Below are 18,662 nucleotides of genomic sequence, written 5' to 3'. Positions count from 1 at the left end.
TGAGCGAGACGCGTTCCGGAACGGGCGTGCGGACAGGGGGCCGGTTCGCGTACGGTTGACGGTCGCCCACGCACGTCAGAAGGGGGCCTTGGTGGCCGCGCAGGATGCCGCTGTCGACAGCACGGCGGATTCCGTCCGCGATCGGGAGATCGCGGTCGAGCAGACGCATCTCGACCAGGTGTACCGACGCCTCGAGGAGAAGATCCACGAGGCCGAGTTCCTCATGAACGACGCCGCGCAGCGCGGCCAGGTCGGTACGCCCGGAGCCCTGGCCGAGCGCGACGCGCAGGTCTTCCGGGCGGGCATCCACCTGAACCGGCTGAACAACGAGTTCGAGGACTTCCTCTTCGGCCGCATCGACCTGTTGCTCGGCAAGGACGGGGAGCGCGGGCCGGACGGCGCGTACACCTCCGTCGAGCCCGCCGACGCGGCGATCCGCGAGGACCTCACGGCCGACATCGCCGAGACCCTGCACATCGGCCGCATAGGAGTCCTGGACTCCGACTACGCGCCGCTGGTCATCGACTGGCGGGCGCCGGCCGCCGCGCCCTTCTACCGTTCCACGCCCAAGGAGCCGGGCCGTGTCGTGCGCCGCCGCGTCATCCGCTCCAAGGGCCGCAAGGTGCTCGGTGTCGAGGACGACCTGATGCGACCCGAGGTCACCGCCTTCCTCGACGGCCGTGAGCTCCCCGCCATCGGTGACGGCGCGCTCATGGCCGCGCTCGGGCGGGCCCGTACGCACTCCATGCGCGACATCGTGTCCTCCATCCAGGCCGAGCAGGACCTGGTCATCCGGGCCCCCGCCGCCTCCGTCGCCGAGGTCGCGGGCGGTCCCGGTACCGGCAAGACCGCCGTCGCCCTGCACCGCGCCGCCTACCTGCTCTACCAGGACCGCCGCCGCTACTCCGGCGGCATCCTGATCGTCTCCCCGACGCCGCTGCTCGTCGCGTACACCGAGGGCGTGCTGCCCTCCCTCGGCGAGGAGGGCCAGGTCGCCATCCGGGCGCTCGGCTCGCTGGTCGACGGCGCCGAGGCGACCACGTACGACGACCCGGCCGTGGCCCGGATCAAGGGCTCCTCCCGGATGCTCAAGGTCCTGCGCAAGGCCGTGCGCGGCACCCTGGAGCTCGGCGACGACCGGGGGCCGGCGCCGGACCGGCTGCGGGTGGTGGCCTTCGGCCGCCGCCAGGAGCTGGAGGCCGACGAGCTGAACCGGATCCGGCAGAACGTGCTCGGCGGCACCGCGCCCGTGAACCTGCTGCGTCCGCGCGCCCGCAAGCTGCTGCTGGACGCCCTGTACGCGAAGACCGGCGCCGCCGGCCGGCACAGCGACCCGGAGCTCGCCGCCGAGCTGCGTTCCGCGTTCGACGAGGACATCTCCACCGAGGACGACTTCATCGGCTTCCTGAACGCGTGGTGGCCCGAGCTGACCCCGCGCCGGGTGCTCGCCGCGATGGCCGACGAGCGGAGGCTCGGCCGCTGGTCGCGCCGGGACCTCAACCCGCGTGAGACCCGTCAGCTGGCCCGTTCGCTGCGCCGGGTGGGCGCGGACGGCAAGGGCCCGCTGTCGGTGCACGACGTGGCGCTGCTCGACGAGCTCCAGCAGCTCCTCGGCGCTCCCGCGCGGCCGAAGCGGAAGCGGGAGATGGACCCGCTCGACCAGCTCAGCGGGCTGGAGGAGCTGATGCCGACCCGCGAGGAGACCCAGTGGGAGCGGGCCGAGCGGCTCGCGGCGGAGCGCACCGAGTACGCGCACGTCATCGTGGACGAGGCCCAGGACCTGACGCCGATGCAGTGGCGGATGGTGGGCCGCCGGGGCCGGCACGGCACGTGGACGGTCGTCGGCGACCCGGCACAGTCCTCCTGGACGGATCCGGAGGAGGCGGCCGCCGCCCGCGACGAGGCGCTGGGGTCCCGGCCGCGGCGGCGCTTCACGCTCACGGTCAACTACCGCAACCCGGCCGAGGTCGCCGAGGTCGCCTCCCGCGTGCTGCGGCTGGCGATGCCCGGCATGGAGCCGCCGACGGCCGTGCGCTCCACGGGGCTGGAGCCGCGGTTCACGGCCGCCGCCGGGGAGCTGGGCGCCGTGGTGCGGGAGGAGACACGGCGGCTGCTGGAGCAGGTGGACGGCACCGTCGGGGTGGTCGTGGCCATGGACCGGCGTGCGGAGGCCGCGGGCTGGCTCGCCGACCTGGGTGAACGGGCCGTGGCCCTGGGCAGCCTGGAGGCCAAGGGCCTGGAGTACGACGCCACGGTGGTGGTCTCCCCGGCGGAGATCGCGGACGAGTCCCCGGCGGGCCTGCGGGTGCTGTACGTGGCGCTGACGCGTGCCACGCAGCAGCTGACGGTGGTCTCCGCCGAAGCGGACAAGCCGGACGCGGACGGCGTGCCCGAACTGCTGCTGCCGTAGCGGTGACCGGTCGGCGTCCGGCCGGCGTCCGGCCGGTCACGGACGTACGGCCGGATGGTCCGCGGCCAGGCGCGTGGTCCCGGGAACCGACCGCGACCAGGGGGATCACATTCGGCGATCCTTTGTTAGCCTGGGTACGGCACCGACTCGATCCAAGCCCCCGGGCCCAACCTTCGTCGCTCAGAGCGACCACTTGCCGCGAGGCGAGCATGGCGGGTCGGTGTCATAGACGTAGGAAGAACCAGGTCCGCGCCCTCCACCCGTGGGGGGCGCGGACCTGTTTTGTGTGACCCCACCATTCCGAACACCCCTCATATCTCGTATGGTGGAAGAGTCTTTCCGAATTTTGTAGCTGGTTACCTTGTACCGGCTGGTAGGTGGGACGATCGGACAACAGGTCCTGCCGCACCTGCTGCGGAGCGTGGGCCCTGTGTGTTAAGCGAACCAGGGACAGAAGAGGAAACACGGCCATGGCAACGGCGCCCAGCGTCTCGTATTCGATGACGGTCCGCCTGGAAGTGCCCGCGAGCGGAACCGCGGTCTCCCAGCTCACCACCGCCGTGGAGTCCTCCGGAGGATCCGTCACCGGCCTCGACGTCACCGCCTCGGGCCACGAGAAGCTGCGGATCGACGTCACCATCGCCGCGACCTCCACCGCGCACGCCGACGAGATCGTGGAGAAGCTGCGCGGCATCGAGGGCGTCAGCCTCGGCAAGGTCTCCGACCGTACGTTCCTGATGCACCTCGGCGGCAAGATCGAGATGTCGTCGAAGCACCCCATCCGCAACCGTGACGACCTCTCGATGATCTACACGCCGGGCGTCGCCCGCGTGTGCACCGCCATCGCCGAGAACCCCGAGGACGCGCGCCGCCTGACCATCAAGCGCAACTCCGTCGCAGTCGTGACGGACGGTTCCGCCGTGCTGGGCCTGGGCAACATCGGCCCGATGGCCGCGCTGCCCGTCATGGAGGGCAAGGCGGCCCTCTTCAAGCGCTTCGCCGGTATCGACGCCTGGCCGATCTGCCTCGACACCCAGGATTCCGACGAGATCGTCGCCATCGTCAAGGCCATCGCCCCGGGCTTCGCCGGCATCAACCTGGAGGACATCTCCGCGCCGCGCTGCTTCGAGATCGAGGCCCGGCTGCGCGAGGCCCTCGACATCCCCGTCTTCCACGACGACCAGCACGGCACCGCGATCGTCGTGCTCGCGGCCCTCACCAACGCACTGCGCGTGGTGGGCAAGGCAGTTGAGGACGTCAAGGTCGTCATGTCGGGCGCCGGCGCGGCCGGTACGGCCATCCTGAAGCTGCTTCTCGCGGCGGGTGTGAAGAACGCCGTCAGCGCCGACATCCACGGTGTCGTGCACGCGGGCCGCCCCGACCTCGTCGACGCGGCCGCGGACTCCCCGCTGCGCTGGATCGCCGACAACACCAACCCCGAGGGCTACACGGGCACTCTGAAGGAGGCCGTGGTCGGCGCCGACGTGTTCATCGGCGTCTCGGCCCCGAACGTGCTGTCCGGCGAGGACGTCGCCGCCATGGCGGAGGGTGCCATCGTGTTCGCGCTCGCGAACCCGGACCCCGAGGTCGACCCGGCCGTGGCCCGTCAGACGGCCGCCGTGGTGGCCACCGGCCGTTCCGACTTCCCGAACCAGATCAACAACGTGCTGGTCTTCCCGGGCGTCTTCCGCGGTCTGCTGGACGCGCAGTCCCGCACGGTGAACACCAGCATGATGCTCGCCGCCGCGACCGCGCTGGCCGACGTCGTCGGCGAGGACGAGCTGAACGCGAACTACATCATCCCGTCGGTGTTCAACGACAAGGTCGCCGGCGCGGTGGCGGGCGCCGTCCGCAAGGCCGCCTCGGCCGCGCAGAACGGGCCTGTGACGGGCCTCACGGCTCCCTGATCCCCGGCGCGTCGCGAGATGCGGGCCCGCCGGGCCGCCTCTAGGGTTGCGGGGATGCCAACGAGCTCCGCTGTTCGCATCCCACGGGTGCGGACGGAGCGTCACCGGGGCGTGACTGTGGCGCTTTTCGTGTGACCCCGGCGGGTGCCGGATTGGCTTTCCCGCCGCTGGTGGGGGCAGGATGCGTAACCGGGCGAGAGGGTCTGACGTTCAGACCCGGGTCCGGGGACTGTCCTAGGGCCCTGGCAGCATCGGCTTCGATCTCACGCCTCTAAGGCAAGTTGAACACGGGAGTACAACATGAACCGCAGTGAGCTGGTGGCCGCTCTGTCCGAGCGCGCCGAGGTGACCCGCAAGGACGCCGACGCCGTTCTGGCCGCGCTCGCCGAGACCGTCGGCGAGATCGTCGCCAAGGGCGACGAGAAGGTCACCATCCCCGGCTTCCTGACCTTCGAGCGCACCCACCGTGCCGCTCGCACCGCGCGCAACCCGCAGACCGGCGACCCCATCCAGATCCCGGCCGGCTACAGCGTGAAGGTCTCCGCGGGCTCCAAGCTCAAGGAAGCCGCCAAGGGCAAGTAAGTCCTGCCCCGGCGCCGGGGGCCGCGCAGGCCCTCGGGACGTCGAGCACGGCTGAATGCAGCAGCAGTACGCAGAACGGTGAAGGGCGGCCACCCCGGGCGGGGTGGCCGCCCTTTCGCCTGCCCCCGGTACGTGCCCGCCGCCGCCCTCCCGGCCTCCGCCGCCGCCCGCCGCTGGCCCCCGCGGGCCCCGGCGGGCCCTGTGAGGCCCCGTCAGAGCCCGCCAGGGCCCGTCAGAGCGCGTTACGGCTCGTCAGGGCCCTCCCCGTACGGAGAAGCCCCGCCGGCGCATGCGAAAGCCCCCCGGGCCCTTGCGGGACCCGGGGGGCTTCGATGTCCGTACGGGCGTACGGCGGGACGGGCTAGACGAGCTCGCCGCCCGGCAGCTCGACCTTCGCGCCGAGCTCGACGAGCTTCTCCATGAAGTTCTCGTAACCGCGGTTGATCAGGTCGATGCCGTGGACCCGCGAGGTGCCCTCGGCGGCCAGCGCCGCGATCAGGTACGAGAACCCGCCGCGCAGGTCGGGGATGACCAGGTCGGCGCCCTGCAGCTTGGTCGGGCCGGAGACGACCGCCGAGTGCAGGAAGTTGCGCTGGCCGAAACGGCAGGCCGAGCCGCCCAGGCACTCGCGGTACAGCTGGATGTGAGCACCCATCTGGTTGAGGGCCGAGGTGAAGCCGAGCCGGGACTCGTAGACCGTCTCGTGGACGATCGAGAGGCCGGAGGCCTGCGTCAGGGCCACCACGAGCGGCTGCTGCCAGTCGGTCTGGAAGCCGGGGTGCACGTCCGTCTCCAGCGCGATGGCGTTGAGCGGGCCGCCCGGGTGCCAGAAGCGGATGCCGTCATCGTCGATCTCGAAGGCGCCGCCGACCTTCCGGTACGTGTTCAGGAAGGTCATCATCGAACGCTGCTGGGCGCCGCGCACGTAGATGTTGCCGCCGGTGGCGAGCGCCGCGGAAGCCCAGGAGGCGGCCTCCAGGCGGTCCGGGAGGGCCTTGTGGTTGTAGCCGCCGAGCCGCTCCACACCGGTGATCCGGATGGTGCGGTCGGTGTCCATGGAGATGATGGCGCCCATCTTCTGCAGCACGCAGATGAGGTCCTCGATCTCCGGCTCCACGGCGGCGTTGCTGAGCTCGGTGACGCCCTCGGCCAGGACGGCCGTCAGCAGCACCTGCTCGGTCGAGCCGACGGACGGGTAGGGCAGGCGGATCTTGCAGCCGCGCAGCCGCTGCGGCGCCTCCAGGTACTGGCCGCCCTCACGCTTCTCGATGGTCGCGCCGAACTGGCGGAGCACGTCGAAGTGGAAGTCGATCGGCCGGCCGCCGATGTCGCAGCCGCCGAGGCCCGGGATGAAGGCGTGACCGAGCCGGTGCAGCAGCGGGCCGCAGAAGAGGATCGGGATGCGCGAAGAGCCCGCGTGGGCGTCGATGTCCGCGACGTTCGCGCTCTCGACGTGGGTGGGGTCGAGCACGAGCTCGCCCGGCTCCTCGCCGGGACGGACCGTCACCCCGTGCAGCTGGAGCAGCCCGCGCACGACACGCACGTCACGGATGTCGGGAACGTTGCGCAGCCTGCTGGGTTCGCTGCCGAGCAGAGCGGCGACCATGGCCTTGGGCACGAGGTTCTTCGCACCGCGGACACGGATCTCGCCCTCGAGCGGGGTACCGCCGTGGACAAGCAGTACATCGTCACTGATGCCGGTCATGAATCTCGCGTTCCGGAGAGGGTGGGCAGGGGGCCAGGGAAAAGGGTAAGGGCCATCACCCCCCTGTTCGTAAGGCCGACGTGGCCGTAGGACTGTCATGAATTCGGCACAACACCCTCCGTATCCACCGCATGGCGGAGCGTTGCGTTCCGCCCGGTTCGTCCGTACGCGCTCCTCGCTGCCGCCGTGCGCCCTGAGCTGCGCGCGATCCGATCCGTCCGGCCGCTCCCCGCGGAGGGCGGTTGTGCGGGATCATGGCGGCATGACCGAGGTGTCCTCCCTCACAGGGCGGCTGCTCGTGGCCACCCCCGCCCTCGCGGATCCGAACTTCGACCGCGCGGTGGTGCTGCTGCTCGACCACGACGAGCAGGGCTCCCTCGGCGTGGTCCTCAACCGGCCGACCCCGGTGGGCGTCGGCGACGTCCTGCTGTCCTGGGCGCCGCTGGCCGGAGCCCCCGGCGTGGTGTTCCAGGGCGGGCCGGTGGCGCTGGACTCGGCCCTGGGGCTCGCCGTCATCCCGGGCGAGGAGGGGCCACTGGGCTGGCGCCGGGTGCACGGCGCGATCGGGCTCGTCGACCTGGAGACTCCGCCGGAGCTGCTGGCCCCGGCGCTGGGCGGCCTGCGCATCTTCGCCGGTTACTCCGGCTGGGGGCCGGGCCAGCTGGAGCAGGAGCTGGGCGAGGGCGCCTGGTACGTGGTGGAGTCGGAGCCCGGGGACGTGTCCTCGCCGGATCCGGAGCGGCTGTGGCGGTCGGTGCTGCGCCGCCAGCGCAGCGAACTCGCGATGGTCGCCACCTATCCGGACGACCCGTCGCTCAACTGACGGGCGCGGGGTCAATTACCCTGGGTTCCATGAGCACTCTTGAGCCCGAGCGCGGGACTGGCACGGGGACCCTCGTAGAGCCGACGCCGCAGGTGTCGCACGGTGACGGCGACCACGAGCGCTTCGCCCACTACGTCCAGAAGGACAAGATCATGGCGAGCGCGCTCGACGGGACCCCCGTCGTCGCGCTCTGCGGCAAGGTCTGGGTACCGGGCCGGGACCCGAAGAAGTACCCGGTCTGCCCCATGTGCAAGGAGATCTACGAGTCCATGGGCCCCGGCGGGGACAAGGACAAGGGCGGCAAGGACAAGTAGTCCGAGCCCGCTCGCCCCTGCCTTTCGCGGGACCGGGCCCCCGGCGCACCACCGTGCGTCCGGGGGCCTTTGCCGTGCCTGCGGGGCGCGTTAGGGTCGGCGCGACGAGCACCCTGCGGAACGCGCGTTGCGCAGGGCGCAACCGTTCTGCCGCGAAGGGCTGTGACGCATGGACCTGATCCGCACGGGCCTGATCCCCGCACCCCGGGCCGTACTCCTCGACGAGGACGGGCGCCGCTTCCCGTTCGGCCCCGAGCCCGCCCTCGACGCCGGGCCCGGCACCGGATCCGTCGCCCGCTGGATGCGGCAGGAGCTGGGGGCGGCCACCGGCTGGACACTGCCCGCCGCAGGGGCAGGGGCAGGGGCAGGGGCAGGGGCCGGGACCGGGGCCGGGGCCGGCGCGGTCGCGGAGCTGCGGCTGCGGCTCGACCCGGACGCCGCGGCGGACCGCGGACCGGAGTCGTACCGCATCGACATCGGCGAGGACGGGGCGGAGCTGACGGGAGCGACGACGGCCGGACTCTTCTGGGCCGCCCAGACCCTGCGCCAGCTGCTCGGTCCCGACGCGTACCGCAAGGCGCCGCTGCCCGGCCGCACGTGGAGCCTGCCGTACGCCGCCGTCGCGGACGGCCCCCGCTTCGGCTGGCGCGGGATGATGCTCGACGTCGCCCGGCACTTCACGCCCAAGGACGGCGTGCTGCGCTACATCGACCTGCTCGCCGCCCACAAGCTCAACGTGCTCCACCTGCACCTGACCGACGACCAGGGCTGGCGGATCGAGATCCGGCGCTACCCGAGGCTGACCGATGTCGGAGGCTGGCGGGCGCGCAGCCGCCGCGGCCACCGCGCCTCGCCGCTGTGGGACGAGACCCCGCACGGCGGCTTCTACACCCAGGACGACATCCGCGAGATCGTCGCGTACGCCGCCGAGCGCCACGTCCGGGTGGTCCCGGAGATCGACCTGCCGGGGCACTCGCAGGCCGCGATCGCCGCGTACCCGGAGCTGGGCAACACCGACGTGGTCGACACGGCGGCCCTCGGCGTCTGGGACGACTGGGGGATCTGCGAGAACGTCCTCGCCCCGACCGACGCCGTGCTGCGCTTCTACGAGGGGGTCTTCGAGGAGCTGCTGGAACTGTTCCCGGCGGAGGTCTCGCCCTTCGTGCACGTGGGCGGCGACGAGTGCCCCAAGACGCAGTGGAAGGCCTCCCCGGCCGCACAGCAGCGGATCCGGGAGCTGGGCGTGGACGGCGAGGACGGGCTGCAGTCATGGTTCATCCGGCACTTCGACGGCTGGCTCGCCGAGCGCGGGCGGCGCCTGATCGGCTGGGACGAGATCCTGGAGGGCGGACTCGCCCCGGGCGCGGCCGTCTCCTCGTGGCGCGGCCGCGCGGGCGGCATCGCCGCCGCCGAGGCCGGCCACGACGTGGTGATGTGCCCCGAGCAGCAGGTGTACCTGGACCACCGTCAGGCGGACGGCCCGGACGAGCCGATGCCCATCGGGTATGTGCGTTCGCTGGAGGACGTCTACCGCTTCGAGCCGGTGCCGCCGAAGCTGTCGCCGGAGGCGGCGGCCCATGTGCTGGGCGCGCAGGCCAACATGTGGACCGAGGTCACGCAGGACCGGAGCCGGGTCGACTACCAGGTGTTCCCGCGGCTGGCGGCCTTCGCGGAGGTGGTGTGGTCGTGCCGGCCCGCGCCCGAGGAGCGCGACTTCGCGGGCTTCGAGGCGCGGATGGCCGCGCACTACCCGCGGTTGGACGCCCTGGGCGTCGACTACCGGCCGCCCGGCGGCCCGTTGCCCCGGCAGCGGCGGCCGGGGGTGCTCGGCCGCCCCATCGAGGGCGCGCCCCCGAACGTGTGACACGGGGGCACGGGGGCCGGCCCGCGGCCGCCCTGAACGGAGAGGGAACGGGTCCGGAACTCTCGCTGGATTTCCCGCTATACGGGGAAAACCGGGCAATACGGGAGGAGGGTCGCCGAAGGCGGTGTCACGGGGCCCTCCACCCCGTACGGGACACCGTGCGCGGCCGCGGGCGGTACGGGGAGACCCTCGCGCCGGGCCGCCCGGAAGATGTGCCAGAGTTGCCACGTCCCGGCGGTGAGCACGTACCGTACGGCGGACAGGCGTGAGCGCCAGGACCGGGACATCGGGAAGGGGCAGCTGGGTTGACCACGCACGCACCGCACGCACCGCACGCACCTGATTCACCTCAGGGGGCTCAGGGGCAGCAGGCGGCGCAGTCCGTGACGCTGCCGGCCTCGCTCGACGAGGCCGTCGCGGCGCTCACCGCCATGCCCGCCGCCGTGCCCGTCGCGGGCGGCACCGACCTCATGGCCGCGGTCAACGCCGGGCAGCTGCGGCCCGCCGCGCTGGTCGGCCTGGGCCGGATCAACGAGATCCGCGGCTGGCAGTACCAGGACGGTCACGCGCTGCTCGGTGCGGGCCTCACCCACGCCCGGATGGGGCGGCCGGACTTCGCCGCGCTCATCCCCGCGCTCGCGGCCGCCGCGCGTGCCGCCGGGCCCCCGCAGATCCGCAACGCCGGCACCCTCGGCGGGAACATCGCCACCGCCGCGCCCACCGGGGACGCGCTGCCCGTGCTGGCCGCGCTGGAGGCCGTACTCGTCATCATCGGCCCGGCCGGGCAGCGCGAGATCCCGGTCTCGCACCTGCTGGCAGGGCGGGAGATGCTGCGGCCCGGTGAGCTCATCGGCTTCGTACGGGTGCCGCTGCTGCACGCCCCGCAGGTGTTCCTCAAGGCGACCGGGCGCACGGGACCCGGGCGCGCGGTGGCGTCCGTGGGGCTCGTGCTGGACCCGGCGCGCCGGGGCGTGCGCTGCGCCATCGGCGCGGTGGCCCCGATGCCGCTGCGCCCGCTGGAGGCCGAGCAGTGGGTGGCCTCGCTGATCGACTGGGACGGCGGGCGGAGTCTGGCCCCCGAGGCGCTGGAGGCCTTCGGCGAGTACGTCGCGGCCGCCTGCGTCCCCGACCAGGGGGAACCGGTGGCTCCGGGCGTACTGCACCTGCGGCGGACGGTGGCCGTACTGGCACGGAGGGCCCTCGGAAGGGCGCTGACCTCATGAGCGAGAACGAGAACGAGAACGTGACCCAGGGGAACGGCACGGCGGGCTGGGGCTGGGAACCGGTCCCGCAGGGCGGCGAGTACGACTCGGACGCCACGGCCTTCGTGAAACTGCCGCAGGACATGCTGGACGCGCTCGGCACGGGCGAGCCGCTCGCGGCGCCCGGGCACGGCTACGTGCCGCCGCCGATGATCGTCCCGCTGGGCTCGGCCAGTACGGACCCGGCGGCCACGGGCACGTGGGCGATGCCGGCGCAGTGGCCGGAGGCGGGCGGCGCCGCCGGGGGATCGGGTTCCGGGTCCGTGGGCGGTTCCGGGGCCGGGTCCGTGGGCGGGCCGATCCCCGCGTCGATCCCCATCCCGGAGTCGGTGGCGGCCGCGTTCGCCGGGACGGAGCCGGAGCGCGAGCCGGAGCACGATCCCGGTGCGACGGCGGAGTGGCGCTTCCCCGAGGCGGTGCACGAGCCCGAGGAGGCGCCGTCGGCGACCGGTCAGTGGGCCGTGCCCGACTTCGCGCAGCAGCAGGGCGACTTCCACACGGGCTCCGGCCTGGACGCGGACTGGAGCCAGGCCCCCGCGACCCTGCCCGGCGGCGCCCCGGCCCCGTGGGCGTACCTGACGCAGCAGCCCGCCGCCGACCCGGACCCCGGCCAGGGCCCCGGCCAGGACGCGGGCGTCCTGCCGGGCACGGACGAGGCCGCCGCCGCTTCGGCGGCCGCCGCCACCGCCACGGCGCACGCCGCCGGACGCCTGCTCGGCGGACCCGGTGTCGGCGCAGCGAGCCGCGCGCCGCGGGTGCTGGGCGGCCCCGGCGTGGGCACCGCGCTCCAGGAGGCCGAGCCCGCGCACCACCAGGCTCCGCACGACATCGAGGCCGCGCACGGCCCGGCGGCCACCGCGCTCGCCGGGGAACGGCCGCGCCCGGGAGCCGCGGCGCACGAGCCGGCCGCGGAGGCCGCGGAGGCCGCGCAGCCAGCTGAGCCGGAGCACCCGGCGCAGCCCGCATACGCCGACCACGCGGACCATGCCGAACACGGGGCCGACGCCGAGGACTCCGAGCACGGCGAGTACTCCGGACACGGCCCGCACCCCGACCACGCCGACCACTTCGGGCACACCGGGCACGCCGACCATGCGGAGCATTCCGCGCACCCCGCGCATTCCGTGCATTCCGCGCACCCCGCGGACACGGACGGGCACGGCTTCGCGGCCTTCGGCCGCACCCCGGAGGCGGAGTCCGCCCCGGCGGACGGCCACCGCTTCACGGAGCCGGGTGCCGTACCCGCACCGGACCGGGCCGACACCGACGGGCAGGCGCCCGCCGAGACCGCCCCGTCCCCCGCCGAGATCCCGGCCGGGTCCACGCCGACCGGGGACACCGCCGACAGCGCGGCGGACCTCCCGGCCGAGGACACCGGGGAAGGCGTCCCGGCGGAGGTGCCGGCGTACGAAGACGGGCACCGCGCCGCGGCCGACGTCCACCACGAGCACCCCCACGCCTCCTACGTCCTGCGCGTCAACGGCGCCGACCGCCCCGTCACCGGGGCCTGGATCGGGGAGTCGCTCCTCTACGTGCTGCGCGAGCGCCTCGGCCTCGCCGGCGCCAAGGACGGCTGCTCGCAGGGCGAGTGCGGCGCCTGCGCCGTACAGGTCGACGGCCGGCTCGTCGCCTCCTGCCTGGTCCCGGCGGCCACGGCCGCCGGCAGTGAGGTCCGCACCGTCGAGGGCCTCGCGAAGGGCGGGGAACTCTCCGACGTCCAGCAGGCGTTGTGCAGGTCGGGCGCGGTGCAGTGCGGGTTCTGCATCCCCGGCATGGCCATGACCATCCACGACCTGCTGGAAGGCAACCACGCCCCCAGCGAGCTGGAGACCCGTCAGGCGCTGTGCGGCAACCTCTGCCGGTGCTCCGGCTACGCGGGAGTCGTCGAGGCCGTCCGCGAGGTCGTGGCCGAGCGGGAGGCGACGGCCTCCGCGGAGGCGGCACAGCTCCAGGCACAGGGCCACGGCCACGGACACGACCACGGGCACGACTACGGGCACGGGCACGTTCAGGCGCAGGGCGAGGCGGCGTCGGAGCCGCGCATCCCGCACCAGGCAGCGCCCGGCGAGGGCGGCATCCACCACGGAGGCACGGCGTGAGCGGGCAGGACGCGGCGACCGCGACGACGGTGAACACCACGGTGACGGCCATGGCCGCCGCACCGGGGCCCGAGACCGCCGAGCAGCAGGTACCGCGCGGCATCGGCGCCTCCGTCGAGGCCACCGACGCCCGCGCCAAGACCGAGGGCACCTTCCCCTACGCCGCCGACCTGTGGGCCGAGGGCCTCCTGTGGGCCGCCGTGCTGCGCTCCCCGCACGCCCACGCCCGGATCCTCTCCATCGACACCACGGCCGCCGCCGAGATGCCCGGCGTACGCGCCGTCGTCACCCACGCCGACGTACCCGGCGCCACCACGCACGGCCGCCGGATCGCCGACCGGCCGGTGTTCGCGCACGACGTCGTGCGCCACCACGGCGAGCCCATCGCCGCCGTCGCCGCCGACCACCCCGACACGGCCCGCCTCGCCGCGGCCGCGATCGCCGTCGAATACGAACTCCTCGACCCGGTCACCGACCCCGAGCAGGCCTTCGGCGCCCCCGCCCTGCACCCCGACGGCAACCTGATCCGGCACATCCCGCTGCGCTACGGCGACCCGGAGGCCACCGGCGAGGTCGTGGTCGAGGGCCTGTACCGGATCGGCCGCCAGGACCCGGCCCCCATCGGCGCCGAGGCCGGGCTGGCCGTGCCCCGCCCCGACGGCGGCGTCGAGCTCTACACCGCCTCCACCGACCCGCACACCGACCGCGACCTGGCCGCCGCCTGCTTCGGCCTGGAACCGGACCGGGTGCGCGTCGTCGTCACCGGCGTGCCGGGCGCCACGGCCGACCGCGAGGACGCCGCCTTCCAGCTCCCGCTCGGCCTGCTCGCCCTGCGCACGGGCTGCCCGGTGAAGCTGGCCGCCACCCGCGAGGAGTCCTTCCTCGGCCACACCCACCGCCACCCGACCCTGCTGCGCTACCGCCACCACGCGGACGCCGAGGGCCGCCTGGTCAAGGTCGAGGCGCAAATCCTGATGGACGCGGGCGCGTACGCCGACGCCTCCGCCGAATCCCTGGCGGCGGCCGTGGCCTTCGCCTGCGGCCCGTACGTCGTCCCGCACGCCTTCGTCGAGGGCTGGGTGGTACGCACCAACAACCCGCCCTCGGGCCACGTCCGCGGCGAGGGCGCGATGCAGGTGTGCGCCGCGTACGAGGGCCAGATGGACAAGCTCGCGGCCGCCCTCGGCATCGACGGCGCGGAACTGCGCATGCGCAACGTCCTGGCCACGGGGGACCTCCTCCCGACCGGCCAGACGGTCACCTGCCCGGCCCCGGTCGCCGAACTCCTGCGCTCGGTCCGCGACTACGAGCTGCCCGCCCTCCCGAAGGACGCCCCCGAGGACGAGTGGCTGCTGCCCGGCGGCCCGGAGGGCGCGGGCGAGCCCGGCGCGGTGCGGCGCGGCGTCGGCTACGGCGTCGGCATGGTGCACATGCTCGGCGCGGAGGGGACCGACGAGGTCTCCACCGCCACCGTGAAGGTGGTGGGCGGCGTGGCCACCGTCATCTGCGCGGCGGTCGACACCGGCCAGGGCTTCGGCACCCTGGCCCGCCAGATCGTCCAGGAGGTGCTGGGCGTCGACGAGGTGGCGGTCGCCCCGGTGGACACCGACCAGCCGCCGGCCGGCCCGGCGGCGCACGGCCGCCACACGTGGGTGTCGGGCGGCGCGGTGGAGCGGGCCGCCAAGATGGTCCGCACCCAGCTGCTGCAGCCGATGGCGCACAAGCTGGGCATGTCGACGGAACTCCTGCAGATCCAGGACGGCCGGATCACGTCCTACGACGGCGCGTTCTCGATGTCGGTCGCGGAGGCCATGGCGGGCAAGGAACTCTGGGCGACCGCCCAGTGCCGCCCCCACCCGACGGAACCGCTGGACGCGGACGGCCAGGGCGACGCGTTCGTGGGCCTCGCCTTCTGCGCGATCCGCGCGGTGGTCGACGTCGACATCGAGCTGGGCTCCGTACGGGTGGTGGAGCTCGCGGTGGCCCAGGACGTGGGCCGGATCCTCAACCCCCGCCGGCTGGAGGCCCGTATCGAAGCGGGCGTCACCCAGGGCGTGGGCGCGGCCCTGACGGAGAACCTCCGCACGGTCGCGGGCCTGGTCCGCCACCCCGACCTGACGGGCTACGCCCTGCCGACGGCGCTGGACGCGCCGACGGTCCGCATCGTCAAACTGGTCGAGGAGCGCGACGTGGTGGCCCCGTTCGGCGCGAAGGCGGCGAGCGCGGTCCCGGTGGTGACGACCCCGGCGGCGATCGCCTCGGCGGTCCGCGCGGCGACGGGCCGCCCGGTCAACAGGCTCCCGATCCGGCCGTCGGCGGCGGTGGCGTCACCCAACTCGTGACCGTGTGACCCGCATTGCACGTGCAACCCCGGACTTGGGGCTGTCGGTGCCTGTCGCTAGAGTGATCGACGAGATGGTGCGCGCGCACGTGCGAACGGGTGCGAACGGGGACGGGGGGCGGCGCGGAGCGCCGCGCCCGCGGGGAGACGGGGAGTCGGGGAGGCCAACGTGGCAGAGGACAACGGCGGGATTCTGGCGGTAGGCCTGTCGGGGGACGTCGCGGCGTCGATCAGGGCCCAGGCGGACGCCCAGGCCCGGGCGGCGGCCCTGCGGGTCGAGTACGACGACCTGAAGGGCTACAAGGCCCTCGTGGACGGCCTCCTGACGAAGCTTCAGGAGTCCCCTGCGCACCACGGGAAGCTGGCGGACGGCACGATGCCGGCGGGCGTGCTGGGAACGGGCTTCCCCGAGGCGGACAAGCTGTACGAGGCGTACAAGACCGTCCATTCGGAGCTGCAGAAGCTGTCGAAGGGGCTTGCCGAGCAGATCGAGGGGCTGGGCATCGCGGTCCAGTCCGCGAGCGGCGGCTACGCGGTGGTCGACGAGGAGCAGAAGCGGCGCATGGTCGTCATCGCCAAGCAGGCCCACGACGAGTATGTCCGGGACCGTGACCCGTACGCAAAGAAGCAGAGCGACAGCACGCAGCCGAACGGGAAGAATGGCGGTGTTCTCTGATGACCAACTTCGAGGGGTACACGCACGCGCAGCTGCACGCCATGATCGAGTCGCTCGATCCGGCGAAGGTGGCGGCGCTGGGCACGAAGCTGACGGAAGCCGCCACGACGATCCTGGAGATCGGGACCAAGCTCAAGGACCACAAGGTCAAGGGCTGGGAGGGCGAAGGCGCTACCGCGTTCCAGAACTGGGTGAGCCAGTCCGGCAGCGCCACGCTGCAGCTGGCCGACTACAGCAAGGCGGGCGGCAAGTACATGGCCGAGGCCGCACAGGTCATGCGCGAGGTCAAGCCGTCCAAGGACGGGGTGGGGAACTTCCCCCCGTACGACGCGGCTGCGGACGCGAAGCTCAGGGAGAACCTGGCGACGTCCCGCGAGTACCACAACGACCCGGACGCGGTCCAGCTCGGCCAGGAGGCGTGGCGGAAGCTGAGCGGAGACCACGCACGGGCCGTGGACGCGATGAACAAGCTGGCCGGGGCATACGACCAGTCCGCCGTGCAGATGGGCAAGGCGGAGATCCCGACGTTCCCGCCGCCGCCGGACGTCCTCGTGCCGCCGGCTGTCTATGACTCGCAGGACTTGCAAAGGTCTAGCGGGGGGCCCGGCGGGGGAGCCGGTTCGTCTGGTTCCTCGTACTCTTCAACGAGCCCGGACTATGCTTCGCGGTCGAGCGGGTCGGATTCCATGCCCGGGAACCAGCCGAGGCAGGACAATACAGTCCCGTCCGTCTCCGTTCCGTCGATCCCGGATCGCGACGTGGACGTCGACCTCGACACCGTCGGTACGCTTCCGCCTCCCACCACGCCGCCGGTGACGACCACGCCCGGTCTCCCGCCGACCACGGGTCCTGTCGGACCCACTCCCGGCCCCTTCGTCCCGCCTGTGGTCATTCCGCCTGTCGGCGGTTTGAAGGGACCCGGCCCGTTCGGTACCGGCCCCGGAATCGGTCCGTACCCCGGTCTGGGTGGTCCTGGCGTTCCTCCCGGCGGCAAGGTCATCGGTACGCCCGGCCTGCCCCCGCGTGACGCCGGAATCACGGGCGGCCGTCCGGTGACGTCCACCGGACCGGCCTCCGGCATCCCGCGCGGGATGGTCGTCGGCGAAGGTACTCAGGCCGGTCGTCCCATGGGTGGCGGTATGGGCCACGGCGCCGGGGGCCACTACGGCGGCACCCAGGCCGGTCTCCCGGCCGGCCGCCGACTGGCCACGGAGCCGGGTGGCGTCATGGGTGGGCGTCAGGCTGGTGCTGTCGGTCGTCCGATTGCGGCGGGTCAGCCGTTCACCCAGGGCGGTTCGGGTCTCGTCCGCAACGGTGCCGGTCCCATGGGTCACGCGGGCGCAGGCATGCAGACTCCGGGCAGGGGCCGGGACAACCAGGAGGGCCAGCGCCCCGACTACCTGACCGAGGACGAAGAGACCTGGCAGGGCAACCGTCGTGTTGCCCCGCCCGTGATCGACTGAGCAGAACGGACGTTGTACGGGATGCACATGCGCAAGGCGACCTCGGCCCTGGTGGGTCTCCTGCTGGCAGGGGTCGCCGCGACCCCTGCCCACGCGGAGACCATCCGATCGCAGCAGTGGCATCTCGACGCCATGAAGGCAGACGAGATCTGGAAGACCAGCACGGGCAAGGGTGTAACCGTCGCTGTAATCGACACCGGCGTTAACCAGATTCCGGAACTCGAAGGCCAGGTTCTTCCCGGAAAGGCCTTCCCGGTAGGTGATGCCGAAACGGGTCGGGACAACGATTACTTCGGCCACGGCACTGGCGTGTCCGCGATGATCGCTGCTACGGGAAAGCACCCGACGGGTGATGGCGCGTACGGTCTCGCACCGGGCGTCAAGATTCTCCCCATCCGCATCCCGGACATGCTGGAAGCCGCGTCGACGCCGTCCATGGTCGAAGCCATCCGGTATGCGGCAGACTCGGAGGCCAAGGTCATCAATATTTCTTTGGCTACTGGCGGCAAGCCGGAGAACGATGTGGAACGGGCGGCAGCGGTTAAGTACGCACTCTCCAAAGGGAAGCTGATCTTTGCTGGCGCAGGAAACTACGGCAATTCGACCAACGAGCTTCTCTACCCCGCAGGAACCCCCGGCGTAGTGGGCGTCGGGGCAGTGGACTCCAAGGGCGAGCCGACAAGCGAGTCGCAGCATGGCCCCCAGGTGGACTTGGCCGCCCCCGGCATGGACATCGTTACGGCTTGCAAGGGTAAGACCGGGGTTTGCAAGACCCACGGCACCAGTGACGCGACGGCGCTCGCCTCCGCCTCCGCCGCGCTGCTCTGGTCCGCTCACCCCGACTGGACCAACAACCAGGTCCTGCGCGTGCTCCTGAACACCGCGGGCAAGCCCGTCGACGGGTCTCAGCGCAATGACTACGTCGGCTATGGCATTGTCCGGCCCCGGGTCGCGCTGCAGACGCCTGGGGACCCTGGTCCTGCCGATGTGTACCCGCTGCCCGACCTGGCCGCCGCATCCGAGGCCGCAGGGGCCAAGCCCGCCTCGCCCGGCGCAGCCGCATCGACCTCCGCACCCCCGGCCGCCGCCGAGCAGAAGAAGGAGGGCAACTCCCTGCTCTGGGTCGGGCTCGGGCTCGGGGCGTGTGTGCTCATCGGTGGGGCCGTGACCGCGGTCGTCGTGCGCCGCAACCGTTGACCCGCACCTGATCCCACCG

At 72.9% G+C, this 18,662-nt stretch carries 13 protein-coding genes; 12 read left to right on the top strand and 1 reads right to left on the bottom strand.

Annotation, left to right across the window (positions count from 1 at the left end; translation table 11 throughout):
* Positions 1-91: 91 nt before the first annotated feature.
* The 3 genes from NRK68_RS13080 to NRK68_RS13070 all read left to right on the top strand — a co-directional run bounded on the left by NRK68_RS13080 (position 92) and on the right by NRK68_RS13070 (position 4,899).
* Positions 92-2,410, top strand: a complete 2,319-nt coding sequence (locus NRK68_RS13080; protein ID WP_257855839.1) for a HelD family protein — start codon at positions 92-94, stop codon at positions 2,408-2,410.
* Between the two features lie 470 nt (positions 2,411-2,880).
* Positions 2,881-4,317, top strand: coding sequence for an NAD-dependent malic enzyme (locus tag NRK68_RS13075; RefSeq protein ID WP_030847449.1), 1,437 nt, complete (start codon positions 2,881-2,883; stop codon positions 4,315-4,317).
* Between the two features lie 300 nt (positions 4,318-4,617).
* Positions 4,618-4,899 (top strand): HU family DNA-binding protein, encoded by a 282-nt coding sequence (locus tag NRK68_RS13070; RefSeq protein WP_007264399.1) that lies wholly within the window; start codon positions 4,618-4,620, stop codon positions 4,897-4,899.
* Positions 4,900-5,260: 361 nt separating this feature from the next.
* Here the strand turns inward: NRK68_RS13070 and murA are convergent, their stop codons facing one another.
* A complete protein-coding gene (gene murA, locus NRK68_RS13065) occupies positions 5,261-6,604 on the bottom strand; it encodes a UDP-N-acetylglucosamine 1-carboxyvinyltransferase (RefSeq protein WP_183065662.1) in 1,344 nt (447 codons plus the stop codon).
* Positions 6,605-6,866: 262 nt separating this feature from the next.
* On the opposite strand from murA, the gene NRK68_RS13060 reads away from it, so the two are divergent.
* The 9 genes from NRK68_RS13060 to mycP all read left to right on the top strand — a co-directional run bounded on the left by NRK68_RS13060 (position 6,867) and on the right by mycP (position 18,643).
* Positions 6,867-7,427, top strand: a complete 561-nt coding sequence (locus tag NRK68_RS13060) for a YqgE/AlgH family protein (protein WP_183065661.1) — start codon at positions 6,867-6,869, stop codon at positions 7,425-7,427.
* A 29-nt stretch (positions 7,428-7,456) separates the two neighbouring features.
* The gene (locus NRK68_RS13055; RefSeq protein ID WP_030010729.1) at positions 7,457-7,741 is read left to right on the top strand and encodes a DUF3039 domain-containing protein; all 285 of its coding nucleotides are present in this window, start codon (positions 7,457-7,459) and stop codon (positions 7,739-7,741) included.
* A 169-nt stretch (positions 7,742-7,910) separates the two neighbouring features.
* Entirely contained in the window at positions 7,911-9,605 is a 1,695-nt protein-coding gene (locus tag NRK68_RS13050) for a beta-N-acetylhexosaminidase (protein WP_257855838.1), read from the top strand.
* Positions 9,606-9,910: 305 nt separating this feature from the next.
* Positions 9,911-10,828 (top strand): FAD binding domain-containing protein, encoded by a 918-nt coding sequence (locus NRK68_RS13045; RefSeq protein ID WP_373023521.1) that lies wholly within the window; start codon positions 9,911-9,913, stop codon positions 10,826-10,828.
* Positions 10,825-12,966, top strand: a complete 2,142-nt coding sequence (locus tag NRK68_RS13040; protein ID WP_257855836.1) for a 2Fe-2S iron-sulfur cluster-binding protein — start codon at positions 10,825-10,827, stop codon at positions 12,964-12,966. Before NRK68_RS13045 ends, NRK68_RS13040 begins: the two co-directional genes overlap by 4 nt.
* A 50-nt stretch (positions 12,967-13,016) precedes the next feature.
* Complete coding sequence (locus tag NRK68_RS13035; protein WP_183065699.1) at positions 13,017-15,308, top strand: xanthine dehydrogenase family protein molybdopterin-binding subunit; 2,292 nt, start codon at positions 13,017-13,019, stop codon at positions 15,306-15,308.
* A 168-nt stretch (positions 15,309-15,476) separates the two neighbouring features.
* Positions 15,477-15,983: a DUF2563 family protein gene (locus tag NRK68_RS13030; RefSeq protein ID WP_257855835.1), complete on the top strand. Its 507-nt coding sequence runs from the start codon at positions 15,477-15,479 to the stop codon at positions 15,981-15,983.
* Entirely contained in the window at positions 15,983-17,446 is a 1,464-nt protein-coding gene (locus tag NRK68_RS13025) for a WXG100 family type VII secretion target (RefSeq protein WP_257855834.1), read from the top strand. The genes NRK68_RS13030 and NRK68_RS13025 overlap by 1 nt, the downstream gene beginning before the upstream one ends.
* A 21-nt stretch (positions 17,447-17,467) precedes the next feature.
* Positions 17,468-18,643, top strand: a complete 1,176-nt coding sequence (gene mycP, locus NRK68_RS13020) for a type VII secretion-associated serine protease mycosin (protein WP_257855833.1) — start codon at positions 17,468-17,470, stop codon at positions 18,641-18,643.
* Positions 18,644-18,662 lie beyond the last annotated feature (19 nt).

Origin of the sequence: Streptomyces yangpuensis (assembly GCF_024666385.1) — a bacterium.
GTDB lineage: Bacteria > Actinomycetota > Actinomycetes > Streptomycetales > Streptomycetaceae > Streptomyces > Streptomyces yangpuensis.
The sequence above is the reverse complement of the archived record's forward strand: the minus strand, read 5'-3'. Positions and strand labels throughout refer to the sequence as shown.

Coding starts and splice junctions, on each gene's coding strand:
- NRK68_RS13075 (WP_030847449.1), top strand. CDS start 2,881: ATGGCAACGGCGCCCAGCGTCTCGTATTCGATGACGGTCCGCCTGGAA.
- NRK68_RS13070 (WP_007264399.1), top strand. CDS start 4,618: ATGAACCGCAGTGAGCTGGTGGCCGCTCTGTCCGAGCGCGCCGAGGTG.
- murA (WP_183065662.1), bottom strand. CDS start 6,604: ATGACCGGCATCAGTGACGATGTACTGCTTGTCCACGGCGGTACCCCG.
- NRK68_RS13060 (WP_183065661.1), top strand. CDS start 6,867: ATGACCGAGGTGTCCTCCCTCACAGGGCGGCTGCTCGTGGCCACCCCC.
- NRK68_RS13055 (WP_030010729.1), top strand. CDS start 7,457: ATGAGCACTCTTGAGCCCGAGCGCGGGACTGGCACGGGGACCCTCGTA.
- NRK68_RS13050 (WP_257855838.1), top strand. CDS start 7,911: ATGGACCTGATCCGCACGGGCCTGATCCCCGCACCCCGGGCCGTACTC.
- NRK68_RS13040 (WP_257855836.1), top strand. CDS start 10,825: ATGAGCGAGAACGAGAACGAGAACGTGACCCAGGGGAACGGCACGGCG.
- NRK68_RS13035 (WP_183065699.1), top strand. CDS start 13,017: ATGGCCGCCGCACCGGGGCCCGAGACCGCCGAGCAGCAGGTACCGCGC.
- NRK68_RS13025 (WP_257855834.1), top strand. CDS start 15,983: ATGACCAACTTCGAGGGGTACACGCACGCGCAGCTGCACGCCATGATC.
- mycP (WP_257855833.1), top strand. CDS start 17,468: ATGCACATGCGCAAGGCGACCTCGGCCCTGGTGGGTCTCCTGCTGGCA.